The 19,184-nt window shown below is 74.6% G+C and carries 19 protein-coding genes; 12 read left to right on the top strand and 7 right to left on the bottom strand.

Going from position 1 to position 19,184, the window contains the following annotated elements:
* The coding region (locus ACI8AF_RS23585; protein WP_456542203.1) for an integrase core domain-containing protein at positions 1 to 132 on the top strand (132 nt) is incomplete at its 5' end.
* 1 nt (position 133) lies between these two features.
* On the opposite strand, the gene ACI8AF_RS23580 is transcribed toward ACI8AF_RS23585, so the two are convergent.
* Both ACI8AF_RS23580 and ACI8AF_RS23575 read right to left on the bottom strand, forming a co-directional pair.
* Positions 134 to 2,488 (bottom strand): SpoIIE family protein phosphatase, encoded by a 2,355-nt coding sequence (locus ACI8AF_RS23580; protein ID WP_456542201.1) that lies wholly within the window; start codon positions 2,486 to 2,488, stop codon positions 134 to 136.
* Complete coding sequence (locus tag ACI8AF_RS23575) at positions 2,485 to 3,081, bottom strand: biliverdin-producing heme oxygenase (protein WP_456542200.1); 597 nt, start codon at positions 3,079 to 3,081, stop codon at positions 2,485 to 2,487. The genes ACI8AF_RS23580 and ACI8AF_RS23575 overlap by 4 nt, the downstream gene beginning before the upstream one ends.
* Before the next feature lie 110 nt (positions 3,082 to 3,191).
* On the opposite strand from ACI8AF_RS23575, the gene ACI8AF_RS23570 reads away from it, so the two are divergent.
* Positions 3,192 to 4,115, top strand: coding sequence for a proline dehydrogenase family protein (locus ACI8AF_RS23570; protein ID WP_456542199.1), 924 nt, complete (start codon positions 3,192 to 3,194; stop codon positions 4,113 to 4,115).
* 7 nt (positions 4,116 to 4,122) lie between these two features.
* Positions 4,123 to 5,748: an L-glutamate gamma-semialdehyde dehydrogenase gene (gene pruA / locus ACI8AF_RS23565; protein ID WP_456542198.1), complete on the top strand. Its 1,626-nt coding sequence runs from the start codon at positions 4,123 to 4,125 to the stop codon at positions 5,746 to 5,748.
* 85 nt (positions 5,749 to 5,833) lie between these two features.
* Here pruA and ACI8AF_RS23560 read toward each other — a convergent pair whose 3' ends face one another.
* Positions 5,834 to 6,355, bottom strand: coding sequence for a DUF488 domain-containing protein (locus ACI8AF_RS23560; protein ID WP_456542197.1), 522 nt, complete (start codon positions 6,353 to 6,355; stop codon positions 5,834 to 5,836).
* 22 nt (positions 6,356 to 6,377) lie between these two features.
* Between ACI8AF_RS23560 and ACI8AF_RS23555 the strand changes: the two genes are divergently transcribed.
* Complete coding sequence (locus ACI8AF_RS23555) at positions 6,378 to 7,526, top strand: MFS transporter (protein WP_456542196.1); 1,149 nt, start codon at positions 6,378 to 6,380, stop codon at positions 7,524 to 7,526.
* Positions 7,527 to 7,599: 73 nt separating this feature from the next.
* Here the strand turns inward: ACI8AF_RS23555 and ACI8AF_RS23550 are convergent, their stop codons facing one another.
* From ACI8AF_RS23550 to ACI8AF_RS23540, 3 genes are read right to left on the bottom strand one after another with little or no spacing between them, the layout of a single operon-like run.
* On the bottom strand, positions 7,600 to 7,941 hold the full coding sequence (locus ACI8AF_RS23550) for a hypothetical protein (RefSeq protein WP_456542195.1): 342 nt from the start codon (positions 7,939 to 7,941) through the stop codon (positions 7,600 to 7,602).
* Positions 7,938 to 9,017, bottom strand: a complete 1,080-nt coding sequence (locus tag ACI8AF_RS23545; protein WP_456542194.1) for a substrate-binding domain-containing protein — start codon at positions 9,015 to 9,017, stop codon at positions 7,938 to 7,940. Before ACI8AF_RS23545 ends, ACI8AF_RS23550 begins: the two co-directional genes overlap by 4 nt.
* Entirely contained in the window at positions 9,008 to 11,410 is a 2,403-nt protein-coding gene (locus tag ACI8AF_RS23540; RefSeq protein ID WP_456542193.1) for a glycoside hydrolase family 3 N-terminal domain-containing protein, read from the bottom strand. The genes ACI8AF_RS23545 and ACI8AF_RS23540 overlap by 10 nt, the downstream gene beginning before the upstream one ends.
* Positions 11,411 to 11,733: 323 nt before the next feature.
* Between ACI8AF_RS23540 and ACI8AF_RS23535 the strand changes: the two genes are divergently transcribed.
* The 8 genes from ACI8AF_RS23535 (at position 11,734) to ACI8AF_RS23500 (ending at position 18,793) form a co-directional block, all read left to right on the top strand.
* Complete coding sequence (locus ACI8AF_RS23535; RefSeq protein WP_456542192.1) at positions 11,734 to 13,062, top strand: extracellular solute-binding protein; 1,329 nt, start codon at positions 11,734 to 11,736, stop codon at positions 13,060 to 13,062.
* Positions 13,059 to 14,000, top strand: a complete 942-nt coding sequence (locus tag ACI8AF_RS23530; protein WP_456542191.1) for a carbohydrate ABC transporter permease — start codon at positions 13,059 to 13,061, stop codon at positions 13,998 to 14,000. The genes ACI8AF_RS23535 and ACI8AF_RS23530 overlap by 4 nt, the downstream gene beginning before the upstream one ends.
* Positions 14,001 to 14,002: 2 nt before the next feature.
* Positions 14,003 to 14,908, top strand: a complete 906-nt coding sequence (locus ACI8AF_RS23525; protein ID WP_456542190.1) for a carbohydrate ABC transporter permease — start codon at positions 14,003 to 14,005, stop codon at positions 14,906 to 14,908.
* A 9-nt stretch (positions 14,909 to 14,917) separates the two neighbouring features.
* Positions 14,918 to 15,127 carry a twin-arginine translocase TatA/TatE family subunit gene (locus ACI8AF_RS23520; RefSeq protein WP_456542189.1) on the top strand — a complete coding sequence of 70 codons (210 nt, stop codon included), beginning with the start codon at positions 14,918 to 14,920 and terminating at the stop codon, positions 15,125 to 15,127.
* Positions 15,128 to 15,149: 22 nt separating this feature from the next.
* Positions 15,150 to 16,049, top strand: coding sequence for a twin-arginine translocase subunit TatC (tatC, locus tag ACI8AF_RS23515; RefSeq protein WP_456542188.1), 900 nt, complete (start codon positions 15,150 to 15,152; stop codon positions 16,047 to 16,049).
* Between the two features lie 12 nt (positions 16,050 to 16,061).
* On the top strand, positions 16,062 to 16,325 hold the full coding sequence (locus tag ACI8AF_RS23510) for a twin-arginine translocase TatA/TatE family subunit (protein ID WP_456542187.1): 264 nt from the start codon (positions 16,062 to 16,064) through the stop codon (positions 16,323 to 16,325).
* 73 nt (positions 16,326 to 16,398) lie between these two features.
* The gene (locus tag ACI8AF_RS23505; RefSeq protein WP_456542186.1) at positions 16,399 to 17,757 is read left to right on the top strand and encodes a GH1 family beta-glucosidase; all 1,359 of its coding nucleotides are present in this window, start codon (positions 16,399 to 16,401) and stop codon (positions 17,755 to 17,757) included.
* A gap of 16 nt (positions 17,758 to 17,773) precedes the next feature.
* Positions 17,774 to 18,793 (top strand): LacI family DNA-binding transcriptional regulator, encoded by a 1,020-nt coding sequence (locus tag ACI8AF_RS23500; RefSeq protein ID WP_456542185.1) that lies wholly within the window; start codon positions 17,774 to 17,776, stop codon positions 18,791 to 18,793.
* A gap of 110 nt (positions 18,794 to 18,903) precedes the next feature.
* Here the strand turns inward: ACI8AF_RS23500 and ACI8AF_RS23495 are convergent, their stop codons facing one another.
* Complete coding sequence (locus ACI8AF_RS23495) at positions 18,904 to 19,134, bottom strand: hypothetical protein (protein WP_456542184.1); 231 nt, start codon at positions 19,132 to 19,134, stop codon at positions 18,904 to 18,906.
* Positions 19,135 to 19,184 lie beyond the last annotated feature (50 nt).

Here is a 19,184-nt window from a genome sequence, read left to right as displayed (position 1 = left end):
CTCAGCGAGACCGCCCGCCGCCAGGCCCTGCCGGGATGGCTACACGAGTACAACCATCACCGGCCCCACACCGCTATCGGACGACGCCCACCGATCGCCCGCCTGACCAACCTGTCTGGGCAGTACAACTAGGTCAGCCCCGCAGCCGGACGGCGACCAGCGCGACGTCGTCCTCGGCGCGCTCCTCGGGCAGCAGCCGGGCCAGCAGCGCGTCGCTGAGCTGATCGACGGGGCGCCCACGGAGGTCGGCGAGGGCGTCGCGCAGCTGCGCGATGCCGTCGTCGAAGACCTGGTCGCGGCGCTCGACCAGGCCGTCGGTGTAGAGCAGCACCGTCGCGCCCGGGGCCAGCACGTGCTCGCGGTCGGTGCGGGTCGCGGTGGGGTCGACGCCGAGCATCAGCCCCGTGCCGGTGAGCACCTCCTGCGCGCCGTCGGGTCCGACGACCACCGGCGGCAGGTGGCCGGCGCTGGACCAGCGCAGCCGGGTGCTGCCGTCGTCCTCGGCGGGGCACATCCGGCCGACCAGGACGGTGGCCATGGCGCCCAGCTGCAGGCCCGCGATCGCGGCGTCGAGCCGGTCGAGCACCTCCGCCGGCCCGGCGGCGCTGTCGTAGGCGATGCCGCGCAGCAGGCCGCGCAGCTGGGCCATGGTGGCCGCCGCCTGGGTGTCGTGGCCGGCGACGTCGCCGATGACCAGCACCGTCGACCCGTCGGGCTGGGAGAAGACGTCGTACCAGTCGCCGCCCACCTGCGCCTCGCGCGCGGCCGGCACGTAGCGCACCGCCACCTCCAGGTGGTCCGGCTGCGCTGGGTCGGTGAGCAGGCTGCGCTGCAAGGACTCGGCGGCGCGCACGATGCTGCGCGAGCGGGCGTAGAGCGCCTCGAGCAGGTGGGTGCGCAGCTCGGTGGCCTCGGCGACCTCCTGGCCGGTCCACGGCTCGGAGCGGCCGCGCACGGTCTCCCGCCACCGGTCGAAGGACTTGCGCGGTGAGAGCCGGACCTCGTCACCCTGCTGCCGGGCGATCGCCTTGTTGTGCGGGTCGCCGCCCCAGTCGACGTGCCGCACCTGCTCGCCGCGGAACCAGACGATGTACTGGCCCTCGGGCAGCGGGACGGCGAGCACGCCGCAGGCGGTGTCCAGCGGCGCCGCCAGCTCCGGCGCCAGCCGCGGCAGCGCGTCGGTGCTGACCACGTCGGCGCCGCGGGTGGTCGCCCAGTCGGCGACCACCTCGGCCAGGCCCTCGGGCAGCGGCGCGCCCCGGACGCCCGAGTGGCCCTGCAGCCGGACGGCGACGCTGTCGGCGGGCAGCAGGTCGAGCAGGTCGGGGTCGCCGAGCAGGGTGTCGGCCAGCGGGCGGTCCTCGTCGAGGGTGGCCGCGGTGAGCCAGGCCAGCGTCGAGCGGACCTGCAGAGCCCGCTGCGTCTCCTCCTCCAGCGCCCGGTCGACCAGCCGCAGCGACAGCGTCGAGCCGAGGAACTCCGCCGCCGCCCGGGTCGCGTACGGCGGGGCGTGCGGGCCCTCGTAGTGGTGGCAGGCGATGAGGCCCCACAGCGTGTCGTCGCGCAGCAGCGAGATCGACATCGAGGCGCGCACGCCCATGTTCGCGAGGTACTCGAGGTGGATGGGGGAGACGCTGCGCAGCGTGGAGTACGTCAGGTCCAGCGGCCGGCCGTTGCCGGGGTGGTCGGTCGGGGTCAGCGGCGAGGGCACGTAGCCGACGTCGGAGATCAGCCGGATCCAGTTCTTCTCGTACAGCGCCCGCGCCTGGGCCGGGATGTCGCTGGCCGGGTAGTGCAGCCCGAGGAAGGAGTTGAGGTGCTCGGCCTTGGCCTCGGCGACGACCTCGCCGTTGTAGTCGGCGTCGTAGCGGTAGACCATCACCCGGTCGAAGCCGGTGAGGGTGCGCACCGCCTGGGCGGTGATGTCGTAGAGCTCCTGCAGCGAGCTCGCCCGGTTCAGCTCGCCGACCGTGCCGCGCACCGCCTGGTAGGTGTTCGGGAAGGAGAACGGCCGCGGCCCGCGGGCCGGCTCGAGCTCGACGACCAGGCTGGACACGGCCTCGGCGCCGGCCCCGCTCACCGGCGGACCCGGCTGTCCCGGCAGGGGCGGGTCGCCCGGCCGGATCACCGCGCGGTGCAGGATCGCGTCGACCGGCACCGGGCTGCCGTCGACGTCGAGGGTCAGCTCGACCGGGTTGCGCTCGCGCAGGTCGCCGAAGGCGCTGGCCGAGCGCGCCACCAGGTCGGCGCAGGCCACGCCGAGGACGTCGGCGAGCGGCCGGCCCAGCGCGTCGGCCGGGGCCACCCCGGTCAGCGTCGCGAGGTTCTGCGACACCTGCTGGACGACGAGGTGCGGCTCGCTGACGGCCAGCAGGACGCCGCGGGGCTGGATGCTGCCCGGGACGTGGATCGGCTCGCGCTCGCAGTTGGTCAGGTCCACCGGCGTGCCGGGGGCGAGGAACTCGACCTCCGGCACCTGCCCGGTCACGCCGCCACCGGCGCGCACCACTCGGCGAGGGCGCGGAACGTCGCCGACGCCGCGCCGACCACGCGGTCGGCGTCCTCGGTGCGGCGGCGTGTGAAGCTGCGGAAGGCGTGCCACATGACGCCGGTGTCCTCGCCGTAGGGCGAGAAGGCGCCCACCCGGACCCCGAGCCCGGGCAGCGCGGCCAGGTGGCGGTCGATGAACGTGCCGCCGAGCGTCGAGCCCTCGAGCACGTACATCCGGCCCAGCGCCTCGTCGGTGCTCCCGACCCCCGGCAGCTCGGGCAGCTCGGCGGAGGCGGCGGCCCCTAGGGCGGCGAGGTCGGCGGCGAACAGCGCCGACCGCCGCCGACGGCCCCAGTCGAGAGCCGCGGCGTCGTCGGGTGCGTGCTCGGCCCACCGGTCGAGCCCGGCCTCGGCCGCCCGCCAGAAGGCGTGCAGCCGGGTGAGGACGTCGGCCAGCCGCTCGCGGTCGAGCTCCGGGCTCATCAGGTCGAGCGCGCTCTCGACCTGCTCGTGCTCGCGCGCGGTCGCCGTCCGCAGGGCCCGCAGGACGTCGGCGCCGTCGCGAGGCGGTGCCTCTCGTCCTGCAGCCATTGGGCCAAGTTTAGGTGAGCAACGATCTCCCCGCTCTCGCTCTGGCAGGTGATCCCCGCGATGCCTAGCGTCGGGGGTGGACGTCGTCCCCGCGGAGGTGGCCGGTGCTGATGCAGAGAGCGTTGCTGGCGGCCTCGCGCCGCCCGGCGCTGCGCCGCCTGGTGCTGCGGACCCCGGCCACCCGGCGGGTCGTCGACCGGTTCGTGGCCGGGGAGACGCTGGAGGACGCGCTGGCCGCCGTCCGGGCGCTGGCCGCCGACGGGATCACGATCACCCTCGACCACCTGGGCGAGGACGTCACCGACCGGGCCGAGGCCAAGCGCTCCCGCGACGCCTACCTGGCCGCGCTCGACGCGCTGGCCCCCCTGCGGCTGGGCCCGGCCGCCGAGGTGTCGGTCAAGCTGTCGGCGTTCGGCCAGGCGCTGCCGGGCGGGGAGGACCTGTCGCTGGAGCTGGTGCGCCCGGTCGTGGAGGCCGCGACGGCGACGGGCACCACGGTCACCCTCGACATGGAGCACTCGAGCACCGTCGACGCGACCCTCGCCGCCCTGGGCGAGCTGCGCCGCGACCACCCGTGGACCGGCGCGGTCCTGCAGGCGATGCTGCGCCGCACCGAGGACGACGCCCGCGCCCTGGCCGGCGCCGGCTCGCGGGTGCGGCTGGTCAAGGGCGCCTACCGGGAGGCGCCGGAGGTCGCGTTCCGGACGCGGCGGGAGGTCGACGCCGCCTACGCCCGCAGCCTCGGCGTCCTGATGCGCGGTGCGGGCTACCCGATGGTCGGTTCGCACGACCCCCGGCTGGTCGAGCTCGCGCAGCGGCTGGCCGCCGCGTACGGGCGCCGGCCCGACTCGTGGGAGGTGCAGATGCTCTACGGCATCCGCCCCGACGAGCAGCGCCGGCTGGCCGCAGCCGGCGTCCGGGTGCGCGCCTACGTGCCGTACGGCGTCGACTGGTACGGCTACTTCATGCGGCGGCTGGCCGAGCGCCCCGCCAACCTGCGCTTCTTCCTCCGGTCCCTCGCGACGAAAGGCTGAGCACGCCATGGACGCCGTCACCCGCGTACCGCCGCCGCGCAACGAGCCGGTGCTCTCCTACGCCCCGGGCTCGCCCGAGCGAGCCGGGCTGGAGCTGCGGCTCGCCGAGCTGGCCGACGCGCCGTTCGACCTGACCATGACCGTCGGCGGGCAGGAGCGGATGCCCGGCGGGCCTGAGTTCGAGGTGGTCCAACCACACCGGCACAGCGCCGTCCTGGGCCGGTCGGCGCACGCGACGCACGCCGACGCGGAGGCCGCGGTGCGCGCGGCCAAGGACGCCGCCCCGGCGTGGCGGGACCTCTCCTTCGACGACCGGGCCGCGGTCTTCCTCAAGGCCGCCGACCTGCTGGCCGGCCCCTGGCGGCAGACGCTCAACGCCGCGACGATGCTCGGCCAGAGCAAGACCGCCTACCAGGCCGAGATCGACAGCGCCTGCGAGCTCATCGACTTCTGGCGCTGGAACGTGCACTTCGCGCGGGAGGTGCTCGAGGAGCAGCCGGTCTCGTCGGCCGGGGTCTGGAACCGCGTCGACCACCGCCCGCTGGAGGGGTTCGTCTACGCGATCACCCCGTTCAACTTCACCGCGATCGCCGGCAACCTGCCGACGGCGCCCGCGCTGATGGGCAACACCGTCGTCTGGAAGCCCTCGCCCACCCAGCAGCTCGCGGCGCACTTCACGATGCGGCTGCTCGAGGCGGCCGGGCTGCCGCCCGGTGTGGTCAACCTGCTGCCCGGCGACGGGATCGCCGTCTCCGACGTCGTCCTCGCCGACCCCGACCTGGCCGGCATCCACTTCACCGGGTCCACCGCCGTCTTCCAGCACCTGTGGCGGACCGTGGGGGAGAACATCGCCGGCTACCGCACCTACCCGCGGGTGGTGGGGGAGACCGGCGGCAAGGACTTCGTCGTCGCCCACCCGTCGGCCGACGTCGACGTCCTGCGCACCGCGCTGGTCCGCGGCGCCTTCGAGTACCAGGGGCAGAAGTGCTCGGCGGCCTCGCGGGCCTACGTGCCGCGCAGCGTCTGGGCGCGGCTGCGCGACGACCTGGTCGCCGAGACCGAGGCGCTGCCCATGGGCGACGTCACCGACCTCTCGAACTTCATGGGTGCGGTGATCGACCGGCGCGCCTTCGACAAGCTGGCGCGGGTGCTCGACGCGGCCAAGAACGACCCGGCCCTGACCGTCGCCGCCGGCGGCACGGTCGACGACAGCGAGGGCTTCTTCGTGCGGCCGACGATCGTCGAGGGCACCGACCCCGGGCACCAGGTGTTCACCACCGAGTACTTCGGGCCCGTGCTGGCGGTGCACGTCTACGACGACGCCGACTACGACACGGTGCTCGCGCAGATGGAGTCGGTGGCCCCGTACGCGCTCACCGGCTCGGTCATCGCCCAGGACCGCGCGGCGATCGCGCACGCCCAGCGGTTCCTGCGGTTCGCGGCCGGCAACTTCTACGTCAACGACAAGCCGACGGGCGCCGTCGTCGGGCAGCAGCCCTTCGGCGGCGGGCGGGCCTCGGGCACCAACGACAAGGCCGGGGCCGCGCAGAACCTGCTGCGGTGGACGTCGACGAGGTCGATCAAGGAGACGTTCGTGCCGCCCACCGACCACCGCTACCCGCACATGGGATGAGCGGCGTGCCCGGCGGTCGCACCCCCGCCCGGCCGCCGCGGCCGGCGGGAGCGCCGCCGCTGCGCAACCCGTTCGAGGGTCTGCCCTAGGGCCAGCGGACCAGGCCGTCGTCGCCGAGCACCGCGCCCTCCGACGGGCGGTGCTCGGCGTGCCGGCCGTCGGGCATCAGGTGGGTCACCGGCACACCCCGGGCGAGGACGGCGACGTCGGCGACCAGCCGGCGGTGGCACCGCCACCACACGCTCTCGCTGCACATCACCGCGACCGCGGCGGCCGACGCCTCGCCGAGCACCTCCTCCAGCGCCGCGGTGAACTCCGGCGTGCGGGTGTGGGCGGCGTAGGCGGCGAACGCGGCGTCGGTCCACCAGCCGTCGGCGACCGGCTCGTCGCGGGGCAACCGCCGTCGCCCGCCGAGCCGCTCCTCCCAGCGGTAGCCGACGCCGGCCCGCGGCAGCCACTCCGCCAGCGCCTCGCGGCGGACGTCGGGGTTGCTCCGGCTGCCCGGGAAGCGCCGCACGTCGACCACGAGCCCGATGCCGGCCGAGGTCAGCCGCTCGCTGAGCCGGGTGCGGTCGTCCGGGCCGTGGCCGATGGTCAGCAGGGGCACCGCCCCTGCATACCGTGTGCCCGTGGTCGGGGGAGAGACGCGGACGTCGCTGTGGCGGTCGCCGGCGCTGCGGGCGCTGATCGCGGCGACGGCGCTGGGCTTCCTCAGCTTCTGCCTGACGCTGGCCTCGCTGCCGGCCTACGCCGTCGCGGGCGGGGCGTCGGCCACCTCCGCGGGCCTGGTGACCACGGTGTTCCTGCTGGTCACCATCGCGCTGCAGCTGGCGGTGCCACCGCTGACCGCGCGCTTCGGTCTCGGACCGGTGCTCTGCGCCGGGCTCATCGCCCTCGGGGCGCCCTCGCCCCTGTACGCGGCGGGCGACTCGCTCGCGTGGCTGGCCGGCATCTCGGCCGTCCGCGGCGCGGGCTTCGCCGTCCTGACGGTGCTCGGGTCGACGCTGGCCGGGCTGCTGGTGCCGCCCGAGCGGCGGGGGGAGTCGATCGGGCTGTACGGCCTGGCGATCGCCGTCCCGCAGCTGATCGCCGTCCCGCTCGGGGTGGCGCTGGTGCTCGGCGGGCACGCCGGCTGGCTGGCCTGGCTGGCCGCCGCCCCGGTGCTGGCGCTACCCCTCGTCCCGCGGCTGGTGCGCGCCGCACCGGCGCCGGCGCGCGCGACCGGCTCGCCCGGTGCCGCCCGCCGGGCGGTGCTCGTCCCCTCGCTGCTGCTGTTCGCGGTGACCGCCGCGGGGGGCGCCGTGGTCACCTTCCTGCCCATCGAGCGGCCGGACGCGCTGATCGCCACCGGCGCGCTGCTGCTGATGAACCTCACCGCCGCGATCAGCCGCTGGCGGGCGGGGCTGCTGGCCGACCGGATCGGCACGCGCGGGCTGCTGCCCCTGTCGGTGCTGCTCTCCGCGGTCGGCATCGTCGTGCTCGCGCTCGGCGTGGAGGAGGGGACGGCGACGGTGCTGGCCGGCGCCACCGTGTTCGGCCTCGGCTACGGCGCCGCGCAGAACCTGACCCTGCTGGCCGCCTTCCGGCGGGCCGGGGACGACGGCGCGACGACGGCGAGCGCGTTCTGGAACGCGGCGTTCGACGGCGGCACCGGGCTCGGGGCCCTGCTGCCGGGCGTGGTCGCGGCCGGCATCGGCCTGCCGTGGACCTACGCGCTGCTCGGCGGGCTGCTGGTGGCCGGCCTGCCGCTGGCCCGCTCCGCCGCCCGCGGCACCTGACCGGCGCGCGGCTCGACCCGCGCGGCCGTCCGCTGAGCCGCGCCGCGACCCGGCTCAGGGGGCGGTCGTCCGGTCAACCCGCCGCGCGGTCGGCGGCGGCGCGCAGCGAGCGGAGGAACAGCACCTCCTCGCCGGCCCGCCGCAGCCAGACGCGCAGGCCGTCGGGGTCGTCGCGGTTGGCGTCGCGCACCTGGCCCAGCTTCAGCTGCCGGGTGCTGGCCTGGGCGCGCTGCGCCGGGGGCAGCGCGCGGCCGAGGGCGCGGGCGACGGCGGTCAGCCCGGCGCCGAGGAAGACCAGCTCGCGCACCTCGGTCAGGCCGGCCAGCAGCTCGTCGGCGGCGGGCTCGTCGGCGGACAGCAGGCGCAGGTACTCGTCGGCGCGGGCGCGGCCGACCTCGGCGGGGGAGGTGCTCACGCCCCCACCGTGCCACCTCGGGCCGGGGCGCGGGCGGCCGACTGCCGGACGACCAGCTCGGTGGCCAGCTCGACGTGGTGCGAGGCGATCGGCTGGCCGTCGGCGAGCTGCATCGCCGTCCGCAGCGCGACCGTGCCCATCTCCTGCAGCGGCTGGCGCACGGTGGTCAGCGCGGGCGAGGACAGCCGGGCGACCTCGGTGTCGTCGAAGCCCACCACGCTGAGGTCCTCGGGGATGCGCAGCCCCCGCGCCCGCGCCGCCTCCAGCACGCCCACCGCGGTCTCGTCGGAACCGGCGAACACCGCGGTCGGCGGCTCGGGCAGGTCGAGCAGCGCGCCGCCCTGCGCCAGCCCGTCGGCGTGCCGGAAGTCGCCGAAGCGCACGTACTCCGGCGGCACGGGGGCGCCGGCGGCGTCCATCGCGGCCCGGTAGCCGTGCAGCCGGGCCCGGTTGCAGGCCGAGGTGACCGGTCCCCCGACGTAGGCGATCCGGCGGTGCCCGAGGTCGAGGAGGTGCTGGGTGGCCGACAGCCCGCCGGTGAAGTTGGTCGAGCCGACGCTGGGGACGTCGGCGTGCGGCAGGTTCACCGGGTCGATGACCACCAGCGGGAGGCGGGCCCGGGACAGCGCGGTGAGGTCCGCCGTCGTCAGCTCGTCGACGACGGCGATGACCGCCCGCCGCCCGGCCGCCGCCAGCTCGCCGGCCCACGCGGCCGGCCGGCCGGACTCCGACCGGCGCTGCCCCGGCGTGCGGATGCTGACGACCACCGCGACGCCCATCGCCCCCGCGGCGCCGAGGACGCCCTGCAGCACCTCGGTGGAGTAGGCGTTGAGGCCGTCGCCGGCGTAGACCAGCTCGACCGTCGGACGCACGGTGGGGACGGCGCGGCGCACCGAGTCGGCGCCGCGGCCGACGTAGTCGTACTCGACCAGCAGGTTCTGCACCAGCCCGCGGGTGGCCGGGGCGACGTCGCTGCGGCCGTTGAGGACCTTGGAGACCGTCGCGACCGACACCCCCGCCGCGGCCGCGACCGTGGCGAGCGTGGCGCGCCCCTCGCGGGCGGTGGTCACGGGCACGCCCGCACGGTCACCGGGGTGACCAGCCGCCGGTCGGCCCCCACCTCGCGGACGGGGCCGGCGAGCCGCACGGTGCCGCGGCAGGGCAGCGCCGCCGAGGAGGTGCCCACGAGCACCTCGACGTCGCCGGGCTCGACGATCCGGCGCAGGTCGCGGCCGGAGAAGGCGGTCCGGTCGGCGTGCACCTCGAACGCCACGTCCACCGCCTGGCCCGGGGCGAGGGAGACGCGGCGGAACCCGGTCAGCTGCTTCACCGGCCGGACCACCGAGGCGACCACGTCGGAAAGGTACAGCTGCACCACCTCGTCGCCCGGCCGGTCGCCGCTGTTGCGCAGCCGCACGGTCGCGGTGAAGGCGCCGTCGGTGGGCACCTCCTCGGCCGACAGGCGAAGGTCGCTCACCTCGAACGAGGTGTAGGAGGCGCCGAAGCCGAAGGGGAACAGCGGCGTGGAGTCGACGCTGCTGATGCCCGCGCTCTCCGCCCCGCCCAGCGGCGGCTGCAGGTAGGTGCCGGGCTGGCCGCCCGGGCGGTGCGGGATCTGCACGGGCAGCTTCCCGCCCGGCTGCACCCGGCCGGAGAGGACGCGGGCCACCGCGCCGCCGCCCTCCTCGCCCGGCATGAACGCCTGCACGAGGCCGGCCGCCCGGCCGTGCACGCCGCCCAGCGCGTACGGCCGGCCGGAGACGACGACCACGACCACCGGGGTGCCCGCGTCGAGGAGCGCGTCGAGCAGCTCGGCCTGCACGCCCGGAAGGCGGAGGTCGTCGGCGTCGCAGCCCTCGCCCGACGTGCCGTGGCCGAACAGCCCGGCGAGGTCGCCGACGACGGCGACGCAGAGGTCGGCGCCGCGCGCCGCCTCGACCGCCGCGGCGAAGCCCGACCGGTCGTCGGCCTGCACCGGGCAGCCGGCCTCGTGGACGACCTCCACCCCCGGCAGCTCCTCGCGCAGCGCCTGCAGGACCGTCGGCACCTCGATGCCGAGGCCGGAGCCCGGGTGGCGGGGGAGGACGTGGTTGGGGAAGGCGTAGCAGCCCATCATCGTGCGGCCGTCGTCGGCGCACGGCCCCACGACGGCGATCCGGCGCAGCGGCGGGCGCCCGTCGCCGAGCAGTGGCAGCGCTGCGCCGGCGTCGAGCAGCACGATCGACCGCTCGGCCATCTCCCGGGCCAGCGCGCGGTTGGCGGGGCTGTCCAGGTCGACGGCGTCGGCCCCGGCGACCGACCCCTCGGGCGTCCAGCCCGGGTCCAGCAGGCCCAGCTCGACCTTCTGCAGCAGTGCCCGGCGGGCGGCGCGGTCGACGAGCTCCTCGGGCACCTCGCCCCGGCGCACCGCGTCGACCAGCCCGGCGCCGTACCCGAGGGTGTCGGGCAGCTCGACGTCGATGCCGGCCGCGAGCGCGAGCGCACCGGCGCCCGCGGCGTCGGCGGCCACCCGGTGCATGGTCGCCAGGAAGGGCACCGACCAGTAGTCGGAGACGACGGTGCCGGTGAAGCCCCAGGCGCCGCGCAGCACGTCGGTGAGCAGCCACGGGTCGGCGCCGGCGGGGACGCCGTCGACGTCGGAGTAGGAGTTCATGACCGAGCCGACCCGGCCGAGGGTCACCGCGGCCTCGAACGGGGGCAGGACGACGTCGAGCAGCTCCCGCCGGCCCATCGACACCGGCCCGTGGTTGCGGCCGGCGCGCGAGGCCGAGTACCCGGCGAAGTGCTTGAGCGTGGCGAGCACGCCGGCGCCCTGCAGGCCCCGGACGTAGGCGGTGCCCAGCACCGACACCAGGTGCGGGTCCTCGCCCATCGTCTCCTCGACCCGGCCCCACCGGTAGTCGCGGACGACGTCGAGGACGGGGGACAGGCCCTGGTGCACGCCGAGCGCGGCCATGTCGCGGCCGATCGCGGCGGCCATCCGCTCCACCAGCTCGGGGTCGAAGGTGGCGCCCCAGGCGATCGCGGCCGGGTAGACCGTCGCCCGGAAGGCGGTGAACCCGGTCAGGCACTCCTCGTGCACCAGCGCGGGGATGCCCAGGCGGGAGTTCCCGAGGACGACGTGCTGCTGGCGGACCAGCTCGGCCGCGCCCTCGGCGGCGGTCACCGGAACGCTGCCGTACACGCGGGTCAGGTGGCCGAGCCCGTGCCGGCTCGCCTCCTCCAGCGGGGTCGTGCCCGAGGCGGCGAAGACGTCCTGCATGGGGGCGACGTTGAGCACCTCGCCCTCGACCTCGGGCGCCGGCTCGTCCTGCATGTCGTTGCCGACCCACCGGCTGCCGAGCTGGGCCACCTTCTCCTCGAGAGTCAGCTGCGCGAGCAGCAGCTCGGCCCGCTCGGCGGCCGGCAGGGCCGGGTCGTGCCACGGGGCGGCCGGTGCAGCGGTGTCGGGGTGGTTCGTGGCCGTCACGTGGGTCCTCCGCAAATCACAGTTCGGTAACGTTCGACTTTTCGGGCACGGATCTGCCCTTTCGACGGCAGCGCGGAGCGGATCACCGCAGGCACAAGCCACGAACTGTGCTCACTGTGGCCTACTGTGACCGATAGCACAACACCTTGTTGACATCGCTCACGCCGAAAAGTAGCGTCCGCGCCGCAGTCCTCCCCGAGTGGTGGGGGTCACACTAGTACGCCGGTGGGAGCGCTTCCACCATCTCGGGACTCGAACGGCACACGAAGGCGACGATCGCCGCGGCGCAGGGCTGTCGCGGCCTCTGGACAACGGAGACCAGCGTGGATCTCGGACAATTCTCCCTCTCCCGGCGGAACTTCCTCGGCCTGTCGGCGGCCACCGCCGGCGCGCTGGCGCTCGGCGCCTGCGGCTCCTCGGGCCCCGGTCAGGCCAGCGACGGCGGGGCGAGCTACTGGTTCCTCAGCGGCCAGCCGCAGGAGGACATCCGCCAGGGGGCGGTCGACCGCTTCAACGAGGCGAACCCGGACACCCAGATCGCCTCGACCACGTTCCAGAACGACGCGTACAAGACCCGCATCCGCACGGCGCTCGGCGCCGGCGAGGGCCCGACCATCATCTGGGGCTGGGGCGGTGGTGGCCTCAAGAGCTGGGTCGACGCCGGCCAGGTCGAGGACCTCACGTCGTGGTTCGACGAGAACTCCGACGTCCGCGACCGGCTCTTCCCCTCGTCCTTCGGCCCGGCGACCATCGACGGCAAGATCTACGCCATGCCGGCCGAGACCGTGCAGCCGATCGTGCTCTTCTGGAACAAGCGGCTCTTCGACCAGGTCGGCGTGCAGCCGCCGCAGACCTGGGGCGACATCATGGACCTGGTCCCGAAGTTCAACGCCGCCGGCATCGCGCCGTTCTCCCTGGCCGGCCAGTCGCGGTGGACCAACATGATGTGGCTCGAGTTCGCCTTCGACCGCGTCGGCGGTTCCGAGGTCTTCCAGGCCGTGTTCGACGGGGAGCCCGACGCCTGGTCCAACCCGGCGGCGATCCAGGGCCTGACCATGGTCCAGGACCTGATCCGCGCCAACGGCTTCATCGAGGGCTTCGCCTCCATCGTCGCCGACCAGAACGCCGACCAGGCGCTGCTCTACACCGACAAGGCCGCGATGATGCTCCACGGCTCGTGGACCTACGCGAGCATGAAGACCGACGGCGGAGACTTCGTGACCGGCGGCAACCTCGGCTGGATGAACTTCCCGCCCGTCGAGGGCGGCACCGGCGACCCCACCGACACCGTGGGCAACCCGGGGCAGTACCTGTCGATCAACGCGGCCGCCAGCGAGGAGCAGAAGGAGCTCGCCAAGAAGTTCTTCACCGAGGGCGTGCTCCAGGACGAAGAGGTCGGCGAGTGGATCGCCACCGGTGGCGTGCCGATCGTCAACGGCGCCGACAGCCAGCTCAGCGACAGCGAGGACGCCGAGTTCCTCGGCTTCGTCTACGACACGGCCAGCAACGCCAGCGTCTTCGCGCAGTCCTGGGACCAGGCGCTCTCGCCGACGGCCGCGGAGACGCTGCTGGACAACATCTCCGGCCTGTTCCAGCTCAGCACCTCGCCGCAGCAGTTCGCCGACAACATGAACGCGGTCATCGGCAAGTGACCGTCACCGCCCCACCGGCAGCACCACCCGCCGGGCCGGCGACGCGGACCCGCCGGTCCGCGTCGCCGGCGGGCGGCCACGGCCGGGTGGGTTGGCTGGTGCTGCCGGCGCTGCTCATGTTCGTGGGGTTCGGCGTCGTCCCGCTGCTGGGCGTCCTCGGCCTCAGCTTCACCACCTGGGACGGCCTCGGCGCGATCGTCCCGAGCGGGTTCGACAGCTGGACGGCGGTGCTCACCGACCCCGGGCTGCCGCACGCGCTGTGGGTGACCTTCGAGATCATGGCGCTGTCCTGGCTGTTCCAGACGCCGCTGTCCCTCCTGCTCGGCGTCTTCCTGGCCGGTCGCCAGCGCTACCGCGAGTTCCTGGCGGTGCTGTTCTTCGTCCCGCTGCTGCTCTCGGCGGCCGCGATCGCGATCACCTACAAGGCCCTGCTCGACCCCAACTTCGGCCTCGGCGCGGGCCTGGGCGCACCGCTGCTGCAGCAGGACTGGCTCGGCAAGGACGGCCTGGCCCTCGGCGTCGTCGTCTTCGTCGTGTCCTGGCAGTTCATCCCGTTCCACACGCTGATCTACCAGGGCGCCGTGCGCCAGATCCCGCAGTCGATGTACGAGGCGGCGCAGCTCGACGGCGCCGGGCGCGTGCGGCAGTTCTTCAGCATCACGCTGCCCCAGCTGAAGTACACGATCATCACGTCGTCGACGCTCATGGTCGTCGGGTCGCTGACCTTCTTCGACCTCATCTGGGTGCTCACCGGCGGCGGCCCCGGCGACGCGACGCGGTCGCTGGCCCTCGAGATGTACCGGACCGGCTTCCAGGCCAGCCTCATGGGCCCGGCCAGCGCCATCGCCGTGGTCCTCGTCCTCCTCGGCCTGCTCATCGCCCTGCTGCTGCGGCGGCTCGGCGGGCGCGGTGACGAGAGCCAGCTGGAAGGAGCCTGAGGATGGCCACCGTGACAGCACCCCGGGCGGGCGCGGCCCCGGACCTCGGCGAGCACCCCCGGGCCCGCGGCGGCCTGCGGCGCGCCGGCAACCGGGAGCGGCCGAACTGGCTCGGCGGCGGGCTCGCCTGGCTGTGGCTGCTCGTCGTGATCGTGCCGATCTACTGGATCGTCGTCACGAGCTTCAAGACCCGGTCCAACTACTTCACGAGCAACCCGTTCCTGCCGGCCTCGCCGACGCTGGAGAACTACCGGTTCGTCATCGAGGCCGACTTCGCCCGGTACTTCGTCAACAGCGCGATCGTCACGCTGGGCGCCACCATCCCGGCGGTGGCCATCTCGTTCATGGCCGCCTACGCGATCGTCCGCGGCACCGGCCGCCGGTTCCTGCGGTGGAGCAACGCGCTGTTCCTCATGGGGCTGGCCATCCCGCTGCAGGCGGTGATCATCCCGATCTACCTGATCATCATCCGGCTGCAGATGTACGACACCCTGCTGGCGATCATCCTGCCGTCGATCGCCTTCGCCATCCCGCTGTCGGTGCTGGTGCTGGGCAACTTCATCCGCGACGTCCCGCGCGAGCTGTTCGAGTCCATGCGCATGGACGGCGCGGGGGAGTGGACCATGCTCTGGCGCCTGGCCTTCCCGCTGACCAAGCCGGCGCTGGTGACGGTGGGCATCTACCAGGGACTCACGGTCTGGAACAACTTCCTGCTGCCGCTGATCCTGATCCAGAGCCCGTCCCAGCGGCCGCTGCCGCTGGCGCTGGCCAACTTCCAGGGGCAGTACGGCGTCAACGTGCCGGCGGTCGCGGCCTCCGTCGTCCTCACCACCCTGCCCATCGCCGTCCTCTACGCGTTCGGCCGCCGGCAGCTGCTCAGCGGCCTCACCGCCGGTTTCGGCAAGTAAGGAGTCCCCGTGAACCTCGGTCCCGTCGAGATCGGCCTGATCGTGCTGGCCGTCCTCCTGCTGTTCGGTTACAAGAAGCTGCCCGACGCCTCCCGCGCCCTCGGCCGCTCCTTGCGGATCTTCAAGGGCGAGCTGAAGGGCATGAAGGACGACGCCCGCGCGCCCGCCCCCGGTCCGGTGGTGGTCGGCGAGGTCGTCGAGCCCGACCGCGCCCGCTGACCGCTCCCTGGGACGGACGGCGGTGAGGACGGGCCGGCGGCGGGTCGAGCGCGACCCGGCCGCGACCATGACGCTGATCGCGCACCTCGTGGAGCTGCGCAACCGCATCGCCAAGGCGCTGCTGGCGCTGCTCGCGGCCAGCGCCGTCGCCTTCTGGTGGTACTCGCACGGGCTCGGCGACTTCATCCGGGCGCCGTACTGCGGGCTGCCCGACGAGCTCCGGTACGGCGACGCCGGCGGGGAGTGCGGGCTGCTGATCACCGACGTGTTCGGCGGGGTGTTCATCCGGCTGAAGGTGAGCCTGCTGGCCGGCGCCGTGCTGTCCGCGCCGTTCTGGCTCTACCAGCTGTGGGCGTTCGTCACCCCCGGCCTGAAGAGCAGCGAGAAGCGCTACGGCATCGGCTTCGTCGCCGTCTCCAGCCTGCTGTTCGCCCTCGGCGCGGTGCTCGCCTACATCTCGCTGTCCGCCGGCCTCGAGCTGCTGCTGAGCCTGGCCGGGGACGGCGTGGTGGTCGCGCTGACCGCGCAGGACTACATCGGGTTCGTCATCTCCCTGCTGGTGGCCTTCGGGATCAGCTTCGAGGTGCCGCTGCTCGCCGTGGCGCTGAACCTGGTGGGCGTCCTGTCCTACGCGGTGCTGAAGAAGAGCCGGCGCTGGATCTTCTTCCTCACCATCGTGTTCGCCGCGTTCGTCACGCCCACGCAGGACCCGTTCACGATGCTGCTGATGGCGCTGCCGATGTGCGTGCTGTTCGAGGTGGCCATCCAGATCGCCCGCGTCGTCGACAGGCGCCGCGCCCGCCGCGACGCCGCCGAGCACTTCCACGACCTGTCCGACGACGAGGCCTCGCCGCTGGACGCGCACCCCTCGTCGCTGGACGCGAACCCCTCGCGGCTCGACGAGCCGGCCGGGCACCGCTGAGGAGGCGCCGACGTGTTCGACTCGATCGGCTGGGGCGAGATCGTCGTCCTGGCGCTGGCCGCGCTGTTCATCTTCGGCCCCGAGCGGCTGCCCACGCTGGCCCGCGAGGCCGCCGCCGGGCTGCGCAAGGGGCGCGAGGCGCTGGCCGACGTCCGCGGCCAGGTGGACCAGACCCTCGGCGACGAGTTCGCCGGCCTGAAGACCCTCGACGTCCGCCGCTACACCCCGAAGAACCTCATCCGCGACCACCTCCTGCGGGACGACGTCCCGCGCTGATCCGCCGACCGTTGACGACCGGCGCTCCCTCCGCTACGCGCGGGAGCGCTCCCAACCGCCCGAGGAGACCCCTGTGCCCGCTTCCCCGCGCCCCGACCCCGCCGGCTTCCCCGACGACTTCCTCTGGGGGGCGGCGACCGCGGCCTACCAGATCGAGGGCGCCGCGGACGAGGACGGCCGGGGCCGCTCGATCTGGGACACCTACAGCCACACGCCCGGCCGGGTGCGCGACGGCGACACCGGCGACGTCGCCGCCGACCACTACCACCGCTGGCGGGACGACGTCGCGCTGATGGCCGACCTCGGCCTCGGGTCCTACCGCTTCTCGATCTCCTGGCCGCGGGTGCAGCCGGGCGGTCGCGGCCCGGTCAACCAGAAGGGGCTGGACTTCTACTCCGGCCTCGTCGACGAGCTGCTCGAGCGCGGCATCGAGCCCTGGATCACGCTGTACCACTGGGACCTGCCGCAGGAGCTGGAGGACGCCGGCGGCTGGCCGGTGCGCGACACCGCGCACCGCTTCGCCGAGTACGCCGACCTGGTCGTCGGAGCCCTCGGCGACCGCGTGCGCTTCTGGACCACGCTCAACGAGCCCTGGTGCTCGTCGTTCCTCGGCTACGCCAGCGGCGCCCACGCGCCCGGCCGGCACGAGCACGACGCGGCCGTGGCCGCGGTGCACCACCTGCTGCTGGGGCACGGTCTCGGCGTGCAGGCCCTGCGCGCCCGCGGCGCCGAGCAGGTCGGCATCACGCTGAACCTGGCCCCGATGACCCCCGTCGACGACCACCCGGCGGTGCTCGACGCGGTCCGGCGGGCCGACGGCTGGCAGAACCGGATCTTCCTCGACCCGCTGCTGCGCGGGGGCTACCCGGACGACGTCCGCGCCGACCTGGCGGGGGTCAGCGACTTCTCCTTCGAGCGGGACGGCGACGCCGCGACGATCGCCGCGCCGCTGGACCTGCTGGGCGTGAACTACTACCAGACCCAGATGGTGAGCACGTCCCCGATGCCGGGCACCAACCTCGCCGCGCTCGGCCCGACCGAGACCCCGCTGACGGCGATGGGCTGGGGGGTGGACCCGGAGGGGCTCGGGGACCTGCTGCGCCGGCTGCACCGCGAGTACGGCGACATCCCGCTCTACGTGACCGAGAACGGCTCGGCCTACGACGACGTCGTCGGCCCCGACGACGCCGTGCACGACCCGGAGCGGACGGCGTTCCTGGCCCGGCACCTCGAGGCGGCGGCGGGCGCGATCGCCGACGGTGTCCCGCTCAAGGGCTACTTCGTCTGGTCGCTGATGGACAACTTCGAGTGGGCGCACGGCTACAGCAGGCGGTTCGGCATCGTGCACGTCGACTACGAGACCCAGCAGCGCCGGGTGAAGGACAGCGGCCGCTTCTACGCCGACCTCATCCGCGCGCACCGCGCGGGCTGACCGGGATACTGGCGCGGTGACCGCGACCGGTGAGCGCCCGACCCTCGACCAGGTCGCCGAGCGGGCGGGGGTCGGGCGCGGCACCGTGTCGCGGGTCATCAACGGCTCGCCGCAGGTCTCCGAGCGCACCCGCCAGCTGGTCGAGGCGGCGGTCGCCGAGCTCGGGTACGTGCCCAACCTGGCCGCCCGGGCCCTGGTCACCCGCCGCACCGACGCCGTCGCGCTGGTCATCTCCGAGAGCGAGGACCGGGTCTTCACCGAGCCCTTCTTCGCCGGGCTCGTCCGGGGGATCAGCGCCGGGGTCTCCGCGGCCGGCCGGCAGCTCGTGCTCGCCCTGTCGGCCGGGCCCGAGCGGCCGCTGGAGCACTACCTGACCCCGCAGCACGTCGACGGCGTGCTCATGGCGTCGCTGCACGGCGACGACCCGCTGCCGCAGCAGCTGCAGGTGCGGGGCCTGCCGGTGGTGCTCGGCGGGCGGCCGCCGGCGGGGTTCGACGGCGCCTACGTCGACGTCGACAACGTCGGCGGGTCCCGCGCCGGGGTGGCGCACCTGCTCGAGCGCGGGCGCCGGCGGGTGGCCACGATCACCGGGCCGCACGACATGGGGGCCGGTCAGGACCGGCTCGCCGGCTACCGCGCGGCGCTGGCGGCCGCGGGGGTGCCCGAGGACCCGGCGCTGGTGGTGGAGGGGGACTTCAGCGAGGCCAGCGGCGTGCGGGCGATGCGCGCGCTGCTCGAGCGCGCGCCCGACCTCGACGCCGTCTTCGCGGCCAACGACCTCATGGCGATCGGCGCGCTGCGGGTGCTGCGCGAGGCCGGCCGGCGGGTGCCCGACGAGGTCGCCGTCGTCGGCTTCGACGACTCGCCGCTGTCGCGGGTGACCGATCCGCCGCTGTCGTCGGTGCGCCAGCCGGTGGAGCAGATGGGCCGCGAGATGGCCGAGCTGCTCGTCCGCCTGATCAGCGACCCCGACTCGGCCGACGGGCAGGGCACCGCCGTGCTGCCCACCGAGCTGGTGGTCCGCGCCTCGTCGTAGGAGCGAGGTCCGGCGACCGGCCTGCCGCCCGCATGCGCCCGGGTGCGGTGACGAGCGCCGGGGACACCGCGCTCGCGCGCATCAGCGCGGGTACCGATCGCTGCCCACGCCTAGAGGGACTCCCACGTGCCGGCGCTGATCCGCTCGGCGGCCGCGTCGATCCACGGCTGCCGGACGTCGAGACCCTCGGCCTGGGCCACCGCCCGCAGGGTCGCCGCGGTGACCTCGATCGGGGCACCGGCCGACCGGTCGGCCGCCAGCTCGTAGGCCAGCAGGGCGCGCAGCCGCTCGGCGAGGGGAAGCCCGTCGAGCTGGGTGCGCCAGTCGATCGTCGCCGTCATGGGACGACGGATTCCCGCGGACGGCCGGGGGCACACGGCCCCCGGCGTGT

The sequence above is a fragment of the Blastococcus sp. SYSU D00669 genome (assembly GCF_054050715.1).
Note: the sequence above shows the minus strand (reverse complement) of the source record. Positions and strands in the feature narration are given on the sequence as shown.

Coding starts and splice junctions, on each gene's coding strand:
- pruA (WP_456542198.1), top strand. CDS start 4,123: ATGGACGCCGTCACCCGCGTACCGCCGCCGCGCAACGAGCCGGTGCTC.
- ACI8AF_RS23570 (WP_456542199.1), top strand. CDS start 3,192: ATGCAGAGAGCGTTGCTGGCGGCCTCGCGCCGCCCGGCGCTGCGCCGC.
- ACI8AF_RS23525 (WP_456542190.1), top strand. CDS start 14,003: ATGGCCACCGTGACAGCACCCCGGGCGGGCGCGGCCCCGGACCTCGGC.
- ACI8AF_RS23495 (WP_456542184.1), bottom strand. CDS start 19,134: ATGACGGCGACGATCGACTGGCGCACCCAGCTCGACGGGCTTCCCCTC.
- ACI8AF_RS23575 (WP_456542200.1), bottom strand. CDS start 3,081: ATGGCTGCAGGACGAGAGGCACCGCCTCGCGACGGCGCCGACGTCCTG.